Raw genomic sequence first — 14,231 nt, forward strand, 5'->3', positions numbered from 1 at the left:
CCTGAGACGATGGTGGCATGCGTATCGCCAGGCACATCAGTGAGCTCATCGGCAATACCCCGCTGGTCCAGCTGAACTCGGTCGTCACACCGGGATCAGGCCTGGTCGCAGCGAAGATCGAGTACCTCAACCCGGGCGGTAGCTCCAAGGACCGCATCGCGATCAAGATGATCGACGCCGCCGAGGCATCCGGCGAGCTCAAGCCCGGCGGCACCATCGTGGAGCCCACCTCCGGGAACACCGGCGTCGGGCTGGCCCTGGTTGCCCAGCAGCGCGGATACCGGTGTGTGTTCGTGTGCCCGGACAAGGTCAGCGAGGACAAGCGCAACGTGCTGCGGGCCTACGGTGCCGAAGTGGTGGTCTGCCCGACCGCCGTCGCCCCGGACGACCCGGCGAGCTACTACAGCGTGTCCAATCGTCTGGTCGAGGAGATCGACGGGGCCTGGAAGCCCGATCAGTACTCCAACCCGATGGGCCCGGAGAGCCACTACGAGACCACCGGTCCGGAGATCTGGGCCGACACCGACGGCAAGATCACGCACTTCGTCGCGGGCGTGGGCACCGGCGGGACCATCACCGGCACCGGCCGCTACCTCAAAGAGGTGTCGGATGGCCGCGTGCAGGTCATCGGCGCCGACCCGGAGGGCTCGGTGTACTCCGGCGGCACCGGTCGCCCCTACCTCGTCGAAGGCGTCGGCGAGGACTTCTGGCCCAGCGCATACGATCCCGCGATCCCGGACCGGATCATCGCTGTCTCCGACGCGGATTCCTTCGAGATGACCCGGCGACTGGCCCGCGAAGAGGCCCTTCTGGTCGGTGGATCGTGCGGGATGGCCGCGGTCGCCGCGTTGAAGGTGGCCGAGGAGGCCGGGCCCGACGCGGTGGTGGTCGTGTTGCTGCCCGATGGTGGGCGCGGTTACCTGTCCAAGGTTTTCAACGACGCCTGGATGTCGTCCTACGGCTTCCTGCGCAGCAGGCTGGACGGTTCGGTCGAGGACGTCACCGTCGGAGAGGTGTTGCGCCGCAAGTCCGGTGCGCTGCCGGACCTGGTGCACACCCATCCATCCGAGACGGTGCGCGACGCCATCAGCATCCTGCGCGAGTACGGGGTGTCGCAGATGCCGGTGGTCGGGGCCGAGCCGCCGGTGATGGCCGGCGAGGTCGCCGGCAGCGTGTCCGAAAGGGAACTGCTCTCAGCGGTTTTCGAAGGTCGAGCAAAGTTGGCCGATGCCGTGGCGCTGCACATGAGTGACCCGTTGCCGCTCATCGGTTCCGGCGAACTACTCGGTACCGCGGCAAAAGAACTGCGGGACTGCGACGCCGTCATGGTGGTCGAGGACGGCAAGCCGATCGGCGTGCTGACCCGGCACGACCTGTTGGGATCGCTGTCCGAGGGCGCCTCGCACCGTTGACCGGTGTGAATGACACTGATTGCGTTGGCAAACAGGTTTTCGCCTGCGCCGTATCCAGTTGATGAAGTTGGCGTGAGCGACGCCAATCTGAGCATGTTCTCAGGTAGGGTTACTCGCCGCAGAGCCAGCTAATTTCCTCACCTGGAAGGCGCCAATGACAGAGCAACCGCCACCACCTCCCGGGAATTACCCGCCGCCTCCTCCGCCTCCGCCGCCGCCCGGTGGTTACCCGCCGCCTCCGCAGGGCGGATTCCCGCCTCCGCCTCCCGGCGGTGGGTACGGCGGTCCGCCGCCCGGTGGGGGATTGCCCAAAGAGGCCTACACACCGTGGTTGACCCGTGTCCTGGCGTGGATCATCGACATCCTCCCGGTGGCGATCCTGGAGGGCATCGGCTACGGCCTGCTGATCGGAACCCGGGAAACGGTGTGCGTCACCGACTCCTCGGAATACGACCTCGGCGAGTTCTGCGCCACCGGTGCCTCGACGCTGGGCCAGGTGTCGTTCGCCATCACCTGGATTCTGGCGCTTGCCTACATCATCTGGAACTACGGCTACCGGCAGGGAACGACGGGGTCGAGCATCGGCAAGGGCATCCTGAAGTTCAAGGTGGTCAGCGAAAGTACCGGGCAGCCAATCGGATTCGGTATGTCCATCGTGCGGCAGCTGGCGCACGTGGTGGACGCCGTCATCTGCTACATCGGCTACCTGTTCCCGCTGTGGGACGCCAAGCGCCAGACGATCGCCGACAAGATCATCAAAACCGTCTGTCTGCCGCTCTGACATCAGCCGCAGTATCAGGATCACCGGAAGCGCCGGCCCGCGGATTGACCGCTGCGGGCCGGTGTTTCACTATCAGCCGCAACGCGAAGAGAAGGTGACATGACTCAACCACCACCGCCGGAAGAGTTCGGGCCACCGCAGGAGCGCATCCCGGCGCAGGGCTACCCACCACCGCAAGGCAATTACCCGCCGCCGCAAGGCAATTACCCGCCGCCCGGGTATCCCGTCCCGGGGGCACCCGCGTTCAGTGCGCCCGCCTACCGTGTCGGCGAAGCGGTCTCGTGGGCGTGGAACAAGTTCAGCGCGCACTCCCCGGCAATCCTCATTCCGACGCTGGTGTTGGGGGTGATCTATGGCGTGACCCAGTTCAGCATCCAGGCCGTGTCCAACGGCTTCGGTGCGGTGGGGAATTCGTCCATCGATGCGGGCTACGACGCGAGCTTCTCGTTCGATCTGACCGGTGTCGTGGTGTCCGTCCTCGGGGTCATCGCCACCGCGGTCGTGGTCGCGGTGGCCCAATCCGCCTACCTCAACGGCATGATCGACATCGCCAACGGGCAACCGGTGGAGATACGGTCGTTCTTCAAGCCCCGCAACGTCATCGACGTCGTCATCGCGTCGGTCCTGTCCAGCATCATCATCGGTCTCGGCGCCCTGTTGTGCATCGTGCCCGGCGTCATTGCGACGATCATGTTGCTGTTCACCACGGTTGCCATTCTGGACCGCAACATTTCGGGCACCGACGGTCTGGGAACGAGCTTTGCCATCGCCAAGGCCAATTTCGGCCCGGTGGCGCTGACCTGGCTGGCCACCGTCGGCATCACGCTCCTGGGGCTGGTGGCGTGCGTGGTCGGTCTCGTCGTCGCCTACCCGGTCAGCGCGCTGGTCACCGTGTACGCCTACCGCAGGCTCACCGGCGGATACCTGGCGCCGCCGACGCCCGACCCGCGGCCGGAATGAGCAGGGTGCACTGCGCTCCCGGTGTGCCGCGCGAAAACCGCCGGACAGTCGCTCACTTGATCATGAAGACATAGGCTCACCCCGAGCGCCGGTTCACGGGTCTCGTCTCCCGGGGACGGTGTTGCGTCGTCAGTAGTTCAAATCTCACGAGAAGGTGACATGACTCAACCGCCTCCTCCGCCGGGCAGCACACCGCCCGGCGGATTCCCGCCGCCTCCCGAGAACGTTCCGCCTCAGGGCGGCTACCCGCCGCCCGGCAACTACCCGCCGCCGGGGAACTACCCGCCCCCGCAGGGCAACTACCCGCCGCCACAAGGGGATTACCCCCCGCCGCCCCAGGGCAACTACCCGCCGCCTCCGCAAGGTGGCTACCCGCCGCCCCCGCAGGGTGGTTACCCACCGCCGCCTCCGCCGCAGGGCGGCTACGCGCCCCCACCGCCGCAGGGCGGCTACCCGCCGCCCGGTGGCTATCCACCGGCGGGGTACCCCGGTGGGCCCGGCGCCGGCCCGGCGTTCGCCGTCGGTGACGCGTTCTCCTGGGCATGGAACAAGTTCAGCAAGAACGCGGCTGCGCTGATCATCCCGACGCTGGTGTACGCGCTCATCGTGGGCATCGTCGGCGGCATCGTCTACGGCCTGGCTTTCGCGCTGGCGCCCAGTGGCGTGACCACCTATGACTCCTACGACTCGGGCTTCAGCTACGAGTACAGTGCCGGATTCGGGGTGGCCAGCTTCATCGTGCTCGCCCTCGGCGGCCTGATCCTGCTGGTGCTGCTGGCGGCGATCTCGTCGGCATACATCAGCGGCATTCTGGATATCGCCAACGGTGTTCCGGTCACCGCGGGCTCGTTCTTCAAGCCGCGGCTCATCGGCCCCGTCATCATCGCCACCGTGCTGGTGGGCATCGCGACCGCGATCGGCAACGCGCTGTGCTACCTGCCGGGCCTGATCGTGTCGATCTTCGCGTTCTTCACCACCGTCGCGCTGCTGGACCGCAATCTCTCGGCCATCGACGCGATCAAGACGAGCATCGACATCACCAAGAACAACTTCGTCCAGGTGCTGATCGCCTGGCTGCTGTTCGCGGTGATCATCTTCGTCGGATCGCTGCTGTGCGGTATCGGCATCATCGTGGCCGCACCGGTCGCGATCCTGTTCGAGGTTTACGCCTTCCGGCGCCTGACCGGCGGACAGGTTGCGCCGCTGACGCCGTAGCGGCATAGCGCAAGGGAGCGGGGTGGGCCGGTACCGGTCCACCCCGTTTCGTCTGTACGGACCCCACTACCCTTGTCCGCATGGGTGAACAGCGCTCCGCACATGACGCACACCGGTGGCAGGGTTTGGCGACCCGGGCCATCCACGCCGGGTTCCGGCCCGATCCGGCCACCGGCGCCGTCAATGCCCCGATCTATGCCAGTTCGACCTTCGCCCAGGACGGCGTGGGCGGCCTGCGCGGCGGCTACGAGTACGCCCGCACCGGCAACCCGACCCGCGCCGCGCTGGAGGCGTCCCTGGCCGCCGTGGAAGAGGCCGACTACGGCCGCGCCTTCGCCTCGGGCATGGCGGCCACCGACTGTGTGCTGCGCGCCGTGCTGCGTCCCGGCGATCACGTCGTCATCCCCGATGATGCCTACGGCGGCACCTTCCGCCTGATCGACAAGGTGTTCACCCAGTGGGGGATTCGCTACTCGCCGGTGGCGCTCACCGATCTGGATGCGGTCGCCGCCGCGATCACCGATCAGACGAAGCTGGTCTGGGTCGAGACGCCCACCAACCCGCTGCTGTCGATCGCCGATATCGCCGGGATCGCCGAGATCTCCCGCCGGGCGGGTGCGAAGCTCTTGGTGGACAACACCTTTGCCTCACCGGCGCTGCAGCAGCCGCTGACCCTCGGTGCCGATATCGTGCTGCACTCCACCACGAAGTACATCGGTGGTCATTCCGACGTCGTGGGCGGTGCACTGCTCACCAGCGATGAGGAACTCGACACCGCGTTCGCGTTCCTGCAGAACGGCGCAGGCGCCGTCCCCGGACCGTTCGACGCCTACCTGACCATGCGGGGCCTCAAGACCCTGGTGCTGCGCATGCAGCGGCACAGCGAGAACGGCGCCAAGGTGGCCGAGTTCCTGGCCGAGCATCCGGCGATCGACTCGGTGCTCTATCCCGGTCTGCCCAGCCACCCGAACCACGAGGTGGCGGCCAAGCAGATGTCCGGTTTCGGCGGCATGGTGTCGGTGCGACTGCGCGGCGGGCGCGCCGCCGCCCAGGATTTCTGCGCCCGAACGGAGATTTTCATTCTCGCTGAATCTTTGGGCGGGGTGGAATCGCTGATCGAGCATCCCGGTGCGATGACGCATGCCTCCACCGCCGGCTCGCAGCTCGAGGTGCCCGAGGATCTGGTCCGGCTCTCGGTCGGTATCGAGGAGGCCGCCGACCTACTCGGCGATCTGGAGCAGGCGCTGCGCTAGGAGCCCAGCGCGGGCCGCAGCGCGGACACCGTGACGGCGAGATTGACCTCCGGCAGCGCGGTGGGCGACTCGTCGACCCAGCTGCCCAGGGCGATCTCACCGGCCCGGGCATGCACCCAGCGCCAGCCGCGGTCGTTGAGGCTCAGCAGCGCGCCCAGACCGTCGGTGGCATGCAGCAGCGAGATGATCGCTGCCATCGGCGGGGTCGGTGGGCGCCGGTCGAACAATGCGGACAGCAGCGCCGCGCGGGCCGGGCCGACGCGGTTGCGGGTCAGCAGCGGAAACGCTGTTTCCTTCTTGAACCCCTTGGACGGCAACGGGATCCGCCGGATCTGCCCGCCGCGTTCCAGGTGTACGACGAGATCATCCTCGGCGTGCCTGCTCAACTTGGCGATGGCCGAGGACGGCCGCAGCGGCCGCTGCGAAAGCAGCTCCCACGCCGGTCCGGTGACGGGATCCAATGGTCCCGAGCCGGTCAGCGCGACAAGACGACCCGATTCGACCGGCTCACCATCGACGGCCGGCCGGATACGGCAGGCCCAAGCCAGGTCCAGCAGGGTGGCCGCGCCGAGAACGCGGCGCCTGCGCTGTCGGTCCAGCCCGGGCTGCGCCGACGCATTGTCGAGCAGCAGCAGGAACAGGTCCTCGGCGATCTGGGCCACCGGAGAAACCTATCGTCCCGCCGCGGCGGACTGCCTCAGGAGTGGTACGGCTCCGCGCTGAGCAGGGTCACCGTGACGGTGCTGCCATTGGGAATCGTGTAGCTGCGGGTGTCGCCGACCTTGGCGTCGAGCAGCGCCTCACCCAGCGGTGACTTGGGCGAATACACCTCGAGCTTGCCGTCGCTGACGCCCTCCTGGCGGGTCGCGATCAGGAACGTCTCGGTGTCGTCCTTGTCATCGCCGTACTGGACCTTCACCACCGAACCGGGCAGCGCGACGCCGGACTGCTTGGGTGCCTCGCCGACCTTGGCGTTGTTCAGCAGCTCCTGGAGCTGACGGATGCGCGCCTCTTCCTGGCCCTGCTGCTCACGGGCGGCGTGGTAGCCACCGTTCTCGCGCAGGTCGCCCTCTTCCCGGCGGTCGTTGATCTCGGCGGCGATGATGGGGCGGTTGGCGATCAGCTGGTCCAGCTCCGCCTTCAAACGGTCGAAAGCCTCTTCGGTCAGCCAGGTGACCTGGGTATCGGTCATGTCCTCGCGCTCCTGTCGTTGATCTTTTCTCGCGCGCTGTATCGCGTGGGAAGGTCGTGTATCGCCGCGATCGCAGGCGCTGTGGCAGCGCGCTAATGCAGCAATACACGGTTCCAGCCGGAACCGTGTATCGGCCAAGCTTACCACCGCCGTGTCAACGCGTTTTCACGATTTAGCAGTTCGCCGTTGGTCGCGCGGACGTCTCTAGGGCGCCACCAGATAGGCCGGCACATCGATTCCGCAGCCGTAGATATCGCCGACGACCGGCGGTTTGGTGGACTTGACCACGGCGTCGATCACCACCGACGACGCGGTGGACGGCGGCACCAGGATCTCCCGGCGGCCGGTCTCGTCGCCGTTGATCGACCGGGCACGCACGATGCACACCGCGGGCACCGACGGGTCGGAGCGGGTGACGGTGATCGTCACCGCCACGGTCTCGTCGTCGACGATCTTGTATCCGCCGAGCTCGCCCTTTACATCGCCGGTCCCGAACCGCTGGAAGGCGATGAGCGCGATCACCACTCCTGCCGTCACAATCAGCAGGAACAGTCCGATCACCACTCGGCGGCGGGTGCGGCGGGACAGTTTCTGCCGCCCGTAACGGGCGGTGGGACGCTCGATGGTCAAGGTTAAGGGTGCCCGTCGGTCAGTTGGTTCCACTACAGCTGGAACTATAGAGCGGTGGGCATACGCGAGAGGGACGCCTCGTTGGATGAGACACGATGACTGAATTGCGCTTGATGGCGGTACACGCCCACCCCGATGACGAGTCCAGCAAGGGAGCGGCCACCACGGCCCGCTACGCGGCCGAAGGTGCCCGGGTCATGGTGGTGACCCTCACCGGCGGTGAACGTGGTGACATCCTGAACCCGGCGATGGACATCCCTGAAGTGCACGGACGCATTCATGAGGTGCGCCGTGACGAGATGGCCAAGGCCGCCGAGATCCTGGGTGTCGAACACCGCTGGCTGGGCTATGTCGATTCCGGCCTGCCCGAGGGCGACCCGCTGCCCCCGCTGCCGGAGGGCTCCTTCGCCACGGTGCCGCTGGACGGGCCGACCGAGGCGCTGGTGCGGGTGATCCGCGAGTTCCGCCCGCATGTGCTGACCACCTACGACGAGAACGGCGGGTATCCGCACCCGGATCACATCCGGTGCCACGAGGTGTCCGTCGCCGCGTACGAGGCCGCGGCCGACTACCTGCGCTACCCCGACGCCGGGGAACCCTGGGCGGTGTCCAAGCTGTACTACAACCACGGTTTCCTGCGGCAGCGGATGCAGGTGCTGCAGGACGAGTTCGCCAAGCACGGCCAGGACGGCCCGTTCGCGAAGTGGCTGGAGAACTGGGACGCCGAGGAGGACGTGATCGAGTCGCGGGTGACCACCCGGGTGGAGTGCGCGAAGTTCTTCGCCCAGCGTGATGACGCCCTGCTCGCGCATGCCACCCAGATCGACCCGAAGAGTTTCTTCTTCACCACGCCCATGGAGTGGCAGCAGCGGCTGTGGCCGACCGAGGAATTCGAGCTCGCACGGTCCCGCATACCGGTGCAGCTGCCCGAGACCGACCTCTTCGCAGGGATCAAAACATGACTGACCTACTCCTGATCGCCGCCGGCCTGCTGGCCGAGGAGGGGCCGCGTCAGACCGGCCCCGACTTCGGCAAGGCCAGCCCGGTGGGTCTGCTGGTGCTGGTGCTGCTGCTGATCGGCACCTTCGCGCTGGTGTGGTCGATGAACCGGCACCTCAAGCGGCTGCCGGAGTCGTTCGACCCGGAGCATCCCGAGCCCGACCAGGCCGTCGACGAGGGCACGACAGGTGAGTTCAAGGGTGACGCCAAGGGGTAACACCCTGGGCGGGTCCACCAGCCCCTACCTGCGCCAGCACGCGGACAATCCGGTGCACTGGCAGCAGTGGGGTGCGGAGGCACTGGCCGAGGCGGCCGCCCGCGATGTGCCGATCCTGCTGTCCATCGGGTACGCCGCCTGCCACTGGTGCCATGTGATGGCCCACGAATCCTTCGAGGACGCCGACGTCGCCGCGGCGGTCAACGACGACTTCGTCTGTATCAAGGTCGACCGCGAGGAGCGTCCGGATCTGGACGCGATCTACATGAATGCCACCGTGGCGCTGACCGGTCAGGGCGGCTGGCCGATGACCTGTTTCCTGACCCCGGACGGGCGCCCCTTCTTCTGCGGCACCTACTACCCCAAGGACGGTTTCCTGCAGCTCGTCTCGGCCGTCAAAGAGACCTGGCAGCAGCGGCGCGCCGAGGTCGAGCAGGCCTCCGACGAGATCGCCGGGGAACTACGGGCGATGAGCGCGGGCCTGCCGGGTTCCGGCCCGGCGCTGGAAGCCCGGTTGTGCGACGACGCGGTGGCCGCGGTGCTGCGCGACGAGGACGTGCAGCGCGGCGGGTTCGGCGCAGCACCCAAGTTCCCGCCCTCGGCGGTGCTGGAGGCACTGCTGCGCCACTACGAGCGCACCGGTTCGGAGCGGGTGCTGGCGACGGTGCAACGGGCCGGTGCGGCAATGGCGCGCGGCGGCATTTACGACCAGCTCGCCGGTGGGTTCGCCCGCTACAGCGTCGACCCGTCCTGGGTGGTGCCGCATTTCGAGAAGATGCTCTACGACAACGCGCTGCTGCTGCGGTTCTACGCGCACTGGGCGCGGATCACCGGAAATCCGCTGGCGCGCAGGATCACCGACGAGACGGCCCGCTTCATCATCGACGGCCTGGGCGCCGGCGGCATGTTCACCTCTTCGCTGGACGCCGACTCCGACGGGGTGGAGGGGCTCACCTACGCGTGGACGCCGGCCCAACTGCGCGATGTCCTGGGTGACGACGCCGACTGGGCCGCTTCGCTTTTCGGGGTGACCGACACCGGTACCTTTGAGGACGGCAGCTCGGTGCTGCAACTGCACACCGATCCCGACGATCAGGTGCGCTTCGAGCGGGTGCGGGCGGCGTTGGTGGCAGCCCGCGCGCAGCGCCCCCAGCCGGCGCGCGACGACAAGGTGGTGACGGCCTGGAACGGCCTGGCCATCACCGCGCTCATCGAGGCCTCGGTGGCGCTGGACAAACCCGAATACCTGGACGCGGCAACGGTGTGCGCGCGGGAGCTGCTGCTCCTGCACCTGGCAGGCGGTCGGCTGCGCCGCGCGAGCCTCGGTGGCGTGGCCGGCGAGAGCTCGGCGATCCTGGAGGATTACGCGACGCTGATCACCGCGATGTGCGGGCTGTATCAGCTCACCGGAGTTGCGGCCTGGCTGACCACCGCCACGGGTCTGCTCGACACCGTGCTGGAGCATTTTGCCGACGCCGGGCAGCCCGGCCGATGGTTCGACACCGCCGACGACGCCGAGACGCTGATGGTGCGGCCCGCGGACCCACTCGACGGCGCCACCCCGTCGGGGGCGTCATCGATCGCCGAGGCGCTGCAGCTGGCGGCGCACCTGACCGGGGACGCGCGCTACGGCGCAGCGGCCGATGCCACGCTCGCGTCCGCCACCACCGTGCTGGCCAAAGTTCCACGCTCGGGCGGACATTGGCTCGCCGTTGCCGAGGCCGCGGTGCGCGGACCCATCCAGATCGCGGTGGCCTGCGACCCCGCGCACTCGGAGCTGCTGGCTGCTGCGCGCCGGCTCGCACCCGGGGGAGCCGTGGTCGTCGGAGGCCCGGTGGACTCATCGGAGTTGCTGGCCGGTCGCGACCGGGTGGGTGGGCGCGATGCCGCCTATGTGTGCCGCGGACGGGTCTGCGATCTGCCCGTGACCACCGTGCAGGATCTCGCTACCGCGCTTTCTCCAACTGCCCCGAGGCCTTCCGTGTAGCCTGCCGCACATGAGCTTCGAGCCGGATGTCTTGCAAGGTTTCGTCCAGCGCTACCTGGACACCGCCGCCAGTGGCAGCGCCGATGACGTCGCCGCGCTGTACGCCGAGGACGCCACGCTGGAGGATCCGGTGGGCGGCGGCGAGGTGCACATCGGGCGCCAGGCCATCGCCGGGTTCTACAAGAACGTCGAAGGCGTCGAGGTGACGACCGAGCTGCTGTCATTCCGCGCCGGCGGCAGCGAGGCGGCGTTCGTCTTCGCCATCACCGTGGGCGGCGCGATGCGCATCGAACCCATCGAAATCATGGCGTTCAACAGCGAGGGCCAGATCACGTCCATGCGGGCGTTCTGGGGCCCGGCCGACATCACCCAGCTGTAGGTCAGAAGACCGCGAACCACATCGCGATGTAGTGGCAGAGCGCCGCGACCGCGGTGCAGGCGTGGAAGAACTCGTGGTGGCCGAACGTGGTCGGCCACGGGTTGGGCCATTTGAGGCCGTAGAACACCCCTCCGACGCTGTAGAGCGCGCCGCCGACGATCAACAGCACCACCGCCGCCACGCCGGCGCCGTCCATGATCGGCCCGATGAACCACACCGCGATCCAGCCCAGGAGCAAGTAGAGCGGCACACCCACCCAGCGGGGGGCCGACGGCCAGAACATCTTCAGCAGCACGCCCGCGAAGGCGCCGGCCCAGACGATCCAGAACAGCAGCCAGCCTTTCTCGGACGGCAACGCCAGCAAGGCGAACGGGGTGTAGCTGCCCGCGATGAAGACGAAGATCATCGAGTGGTCGAGGCGCTTCATCCACTTGCGTGCCGTCGGATTCGTCCACGTGACCCGGTGGTAGACACCGCTCACGGCGAACATCGCCACGATGGTGAACGTGTAGAGCAGTGTCGCCAGACCGGCTTGCGTCGACTCCAGCGACCACGACACCGCGACGAGCGCGGCGCCGGCGACGAACGCGACGAACGCCGAGTACACATGGATCCAGCCGCGTGCGCGTGGCCGGCCGAGGAATTGTGCGACGCCGTCTGCGAAAGCCTCGGGCAGATCTTCGGCTTGATGCACAGCTGCTGACCGGTACGGCCGGCTCGAGTCGATCGTCTCGGGTTCAATGCGCGATCCCGCTGTGCTTTTCGCTTCCGACATGTCACCTCCCCTGAGTGGCACGGAATAGCCTGATCGTCACAGTAGTCTTGTTGGCTGTGGAGATCATTCCGCCGCGACTCAAGGAGCCGGCCTACCGGCTCTACGAACTGCGGTTGCGTAGAGAGTTGGCGCAGGCCAGGTCTGAGCTCCCGCGCCACATCGCAGTGTTGTGTGACGGAAATCGCCGCTGGGCGCGTGACGCCGGGTTCGACGATGTCAGTTACGGCTACCGCAAGGGCGCGGCGAAGATCGCCGAGATGCTGCGCTGGTGCCAGGCCGCCGGCATCGAGCTGACGACGGTCTATCTGCTCTCGACGGAGAACCTCCAGCGGGACCCCGACGAGCTGAGCGCGCTGATCGACATCATCACCGATGTCGTCGAGGAGATCTGCGATCCCGCCAACCGCTGGAGTGTGCGCACCGTCGGTGACCTGGAACTACTGGGCGAGGAGCCGGCCCGCCGGCTGCGGGACGCGGTCGAGGGCACGGTGGGCTCGGCCGCACCCGGCGCATTGCAGGTGAATGTCGCCGTGGGCTACGGCGGACGCCAGGAGATCGTCGACGCGGTCCGCGGGCTGCTGGGCAAGCAACTGGCCAACGGCGCCAGCGCCGAGCAACTCGTCGAATCCGTGACCGTCGAAGCCATCTCGGAGAACCTGTACACCTCGGGTCAGCCCGATCCGGATCTCGTCATCCGGACCTCGGGTGAGCAACGTCTCTCCGGATTCCTGCTGTGGCAGAGCGCATATTCGGAGATGTGGTTCACCGAAGCGCACTGGCCGGCGTTCCGCCGGGTCGACTTCCTGCGCGCGTTGCGCGACTACACCATGCGGCACCGCAGGCACGGCAGGTAACCGCGATGGCGGGCCTCTCGGCGATCGTGTTCGCGCTCAGCTGGTGGCTCGGGCTCTACCTCCTCGCGCGGGACCCGCGTAAGCCGGTGCTGGTGCTGGCGGCCGCCGGACTGACCAGCTTCGCCGCGGTGGTGGCGCTCGACGCGGTGCGGGTGGTCACCGAGTCGGACGTGCTGGGCCGCATCGAGATCTACCTGATGGCGCTGCCGGGGATCGCCTGGTTCGCGGTGCTCGTCGAACTGTCCCGGCCCCCCGACACCTGGCGCGGCCGGATTCGGGAGATCCTTCTGGTGGGCGGCGTCGCCGCGGTGGCCTTCACCGGCGCGGCCCTGGCCGGCGATGTCGACGGACCGCTGCGGCTCGGGCATTGGTTGATGTTCGCCGCGGTCTCGCTGCCGTCGCTGGGGGCCATGGTGACCGCCATGCTGCGTCCGGCCCAACCGGTGCCGGTGGTGCGCTTCGTGTTGGTGGCCACTCTGTTCTTCGCGCTGGCCAACGTGATCCTCATCATCCCGCTGGGACTGCTGCCCAGCGCGCTGGCGCTGGCCTCCACCGGTTTCGACGTGGCACTGCTCGGTATCGCGGTGGCGCTCTGGGATGCCTTCGACGAGGGACAGGCGCTGCGCGCGGACATGCTTCGGTCCTTCACCGCGACGGCCGCCGTCGCGGTGCTGTTCGGCGGTCAGGCGGTCATCGGACTGGCGGTCGCGGGCCCGTCCGCGTCGACCGCGCTGACCGTGCTGCTGTTCACCAGCCTGGGCATCGCCATCGCGATCAACGTGCTGGCCGACCCCCTCGCCGGTGTGCTGGACCGGCTGGCGTTCTCCCGCTCACCCGCCCTGCGCGCCGAGCGGGCCGCGCTGCGCAGCACCGAGGCCGCGTTGCCGTTGCGGTCACCCAACCCGCTGCACGACGTCGACGATGACACCTTCGCCCGGCTGACCCGGCGCGCGCTCGGGCATTACGGCGACCTGTCCAAACTCGTCGCCAGCCCGCTGACCGAGCTACCGGCAATCGACGAGCGGCTGGCGGCCCGCGGCGCCGCGGATCAGCCGCTGGAACGGGCCAACGAACTGAAGGCCTTGCTCGCCGACCGTATCGCCGCGCTCAAACCGCGCGACGGCAACGACTTCGGCACCAGTGAGCAGTGGCGGTACTACAACTCGCTCTACTTCCCGTATGTGGTCGGGGTACGGGCCTACGCGCAGAACGCGACGGCGGCCGGACTCGACCCGGTGGCCCGCCAGGCCTGGCAGTGGTTGGTCACCGAGGTGCCGCAGCGTTCCCTGCACAACTGGCAGAACGCGGCGGCCCGCGTCATCGCTGCCGATCTGCGCGGCGGATTGCCGGCACACGCCCGCTGACCTCTGCGCCCGAGGCCACTTCTCCTCGGCCGCATCGGCGTGACCTGCCGTTGGCAGTGATTGGCAGCATCCGGCGTCGAACTGGCAGCGCGTCGGAGGGCAGGGTCGAAGGGGTCAGAAGCTCTTCCGGCCAACCGGCGCGGGACGTCCCGCGCATCCGGGGTGCAGGTGCCCGGGTGTCGAGGCACGCGGTGGCGTCCCGCACCGGTCAAG

At 68.0% G+C, this 14,231-nt stretch carries 15 protein-coding genes; 11 read left to right on the forward strand and 4 right to left on the reverse strand.

What is annotated here, in order from left to right; all coding sequences use genetic code 11:
• Positions 1–17: 17 nt before the first annotated feature.
• The 5 genes from AC1DTF_RS18385 to AC1DTF_RS18405 all read left to right on the forward strand — a co-directional run bounded on the left by AC1DTF_RS18385 (position 18) and on the right by AC1DTF_RS18405 (position 5,621).
• A complete protein-coding gene (locus AC1DTF_RS18385; RefSeq protein WP_057165656.1) occupies positions 18–1,412 on the forward strand; it encodes a cystathionine beta-synthase in 1,395 nt (464 codons plus the stop codon).
• A 154-nt stretch (positions 1,413–1,566) separates the two neighbouring features.
• On the forward strand, positions 1,567–2,193 hold the full coding sequence (locus AC1DTF_RS18390; protein ID WP_057165657.1) for an RDD family protein: 627 nt from the start codon (positions 1,567–1,569) through the stop codon (positions 2,191–2,193).
• 99 nt (positions 2,194–2,292) lie between these two features.
• Positions 2,293–3,153: a DUF2189 domain-containing protein gene (locus AC1DTF_RS18395; protein WP_477475099.1), complete on the forward strand. Its 861-nt coding sequence runs from the start codon at positions 2,293–2,295 to the stop codon at positions 3,151–3,153.
• A 159-nt stretch (positions 3,154–3,312) separates the two neighbouring features.
• Positions 3,313–4,368 (forward strand): hypothetical protein, encoded by a 1,056-nt coding sequence (locus tag AC1DTF_RS18400; RefSeq protein WP_477475100.1) that lies wholly within the window; start codon positions 3,313–3,315, stop codon positions 4,366–4,368.
• Positions 4,369–4,448: 80 nt separating this feature from the next.
• Positions 4,449–5,621: a cystathionine gamma-synthase gene (locus AC1DTF_RS18405; protein WP_057165659.1), complete on the forward strand. Its 1,173-nt coding sequence runs from the start codon at positions 4,449–4,451 to the stop codon at positions 5,619–5,621.
• Here the strand turns inward: AC1DTF_RS18405 and AC1DTF_RS18410 are convergent.
• From AC1DTF_RS18410 to AC1DTF_RS18420, 3 genes are all read right to left on the reverse strand, one after another.
• Positions 5,618–6,283: a GOLPH3/VPS74 family protein gene (locus AC1DTF_RS18410; RefSeq protein WP_477475101.1), complete on the reverse strand. Its 666-nt coding sequence runs from the start codon at positions 6,281–6,283 to the stop codon at positions 5,618–5,620. The two genes, AC1DTF_RS18405 and AC1DTF_RS18410, sit on opposite strands and share 4 nt — an antisense overlap.
• A gap of 35 nt (positions 6,284–6,318) precedes the next feature.
• Complete coding sequence (gene greA / locus AC1DTF_RS18415; RefSeq protein ID WP_057165661.1) at positions 6,319–6,813, reverse strand: transcription elongation factor GreA; 495 nt, start codon at positions 6,811–6,813, stop codon at positions 6,319–6,321.
• Positions 6,814–7,017: 204 nt separating this feature from the next.
• Positions 7,018–7,443: a DUF4307 domain-containing protein gene (locus AC1DTF_RS18420; protein WP_082613984.1), complete on the reverse strand. Its 426-nt coding sequence runs from the start codon at positions 7,441–7,443 to the stop codon at positions 7,018–7,020.
• A 95-nt stretch (positions 7,444–7,538) separates the two neighbouring features.
• On the opposite strand from AC1DTF_RS18420, the gene mca reads away from it, so the two are divergent.
• The 4 genes from mca to AC1DTF_RS18440 are packed head-to-tail and all read left to right on the forward strand — an operon-like array spanning position 7,539 to position 11,025.
• Entirely contained in the window at positions 7,539–8,405 is an 867-nt protein-coding gene (gene mca / locus AC1DTF_RS18425; RefSeq protein WP_057165662.1) for a mycothiol conjugate amidase Mca, read from the forward strand.
• Positions 8,402–8,659: a hypothetical protein gene (locus AC1DTF_RS18430; protein ID WP_057165663.1), complete on the forward strand. Its 258-nt coding sequence runs from the start codon at positions 8,402–8,404 to the stop codon at positions 8,657–8,659. The genes mca and AC1DTF_RS18430 overlap by 4 nt, the downstream gene beginning before the upstream one ends.
• Entirely contained in the window at positions 8,643–10,646 is a 2,004-nt protein-coding gene (locus AC1DTF_RS18435; RefSeq protein WP_477475102.1) for a thioredoxin domain-containing protein, read from the forward strand. The genes AC1DTF_RS18430 and AC1DTF_RS18435 overlap by 17 nt, the downstream gene beginning before the upstream one ends.
• Before the next feature lie 10 nt (positions 10,647–10,656).
• On the forward strand, positions 10,657–11,025 hold the full coding sequence (locus AC1DTF_RS18440; RefSeq protein WP_057165665.1) for a nuclear transport factor 2 family protein: 369 nt from the start codon (positions 10,657–10,659) through the stop codon (positions 11,023–11,025).
• A 1-nt stretch (position 11,026) separates the two neighbouring features.
• On the opposite strand, the gene trhA is transcribed toward AC1DTF_RS18440, so the two are convergent.
• Entirely contained in the window at positions 11,027–11,800 is a 774-nt protein-coding gene (trhA, locus tag AC1DTF_RS18445; protein WP_082613985.1) for a PAQR family membrane homeostasis protein TrhA, read from the reverse strand.
• Positions 11,801–11,856: 56 nt separating this feature from the next.
• On the opposite strand from trhA, the gene AC1DTF_RS18450 reads away from it, so the two are divergent.
• The gene (locus tag AC1DTF_RS18450) at positions 11,857–12,654 is read left to right on the forward strand and encodes a (2Z,6E)-farnesyl diphosphate synthase (RefSeq protein ID WP_057165666.1); all 798 of its coding nucleotides are present in this window, start codon (positions 11,857–11,859) and stop codon (positions 12,652–12,654) included.
• Between the two features lie 5 nt (positions 12,655–12,659).
• A complete protein-coding gene (locus tag AC1DTF_RS18455; RefSeq protein ID WP_477475103.1) occupies positions 12,660–14,018 on the forward strand; it encodes a hypothetical protein in 1,359 nt (452 codons plus the stop codon).
• The last annotated feature ends 213 nt before the right edge of the window (positions 14,019–14,231 follow it).

The sequence above is a fragment of the Mycobacterium sp. P4_H6 genome (assembly GCF_056400845.1).

Bases quoted from the DNA above. Each gene is read 5' to 3' on its own strand.
- AC1DTF_RS18390 (WP_057165657.1), top strand. From the start codon at position 1,567: ATGACAGAGCAACCGCCACCACCTCCCGGGAATTACCCGCCGCCTCCT.
- AC1DTF_RS18440 (WP_057165665.1), top strand. From the start codon at position 10,657: ATGAGCTTCGAGCCGGATGTCTTGCAAGGTTTCGTCCAGCGCTACCTG.
- AC1DTF_RS18405 (WP_057165659.1), top strand. From the start codon at position 4,449: ATGGGTGAACAGCGCTCCGCACATGACGCACACCGGTGGCAGGGTTTG.
- AC1DTF_RS18400 (WP_477475100.1), top strand. From the start codon at position 3,313: ATGACTCAACCGCCTCCTCCGCCGGGCAGCACACCGCCCGGCGGATTC.
- AC1DTF_RS18385 (WP_057165656.1), top strand. From the start codon at position 18: ATGCGTATCGCCAGGCACATCAGTGAGCTCATCGGCAATACCCCGCTG.
- AC1DTF_RS18430 (WP_057165663.1), top strand. From the start codon at position 8,402: ATGACTGACCTACTCCTGATCGCCGCCGGCCTGCTGGCCGAGGAGGGG.
- AC1DTF_RS18455 (WP_477475103.1), top strand. From the start codon at position 12,660: ATGGCGGGCCTCTCGGCGATCGTGTTCGCGCTCAGCTGGTGGCTCGGG.
- mca (WP_057165662.1), top strand. From the start codon at position 7,539: ATGACTGAATTGCGCTTGATGGCGGTACACGCCCACCCCGATGACGAG.
- AC1DTF_RS18395 (WP_477475099.1), top strand. From the start codon at position 2,293: ATGACTCAACCACCACCGCCGGAAGAGTTCGGGCCACCGCAGGAGCGC.
- greA (WP_057165661.1), bottom strand. From the start codon at position 6,813: ATGACCGATACCCAGGTCACCTGGCTGACCGAAGAGGCTTTCGACCGT.
- trhA (WP_082613985.1), bottom strand. From the start codon at position 11,800: ATGTCGGAAGCGAAAAGCACAGCGGGATCGCGCATTGAACCCGAGACG.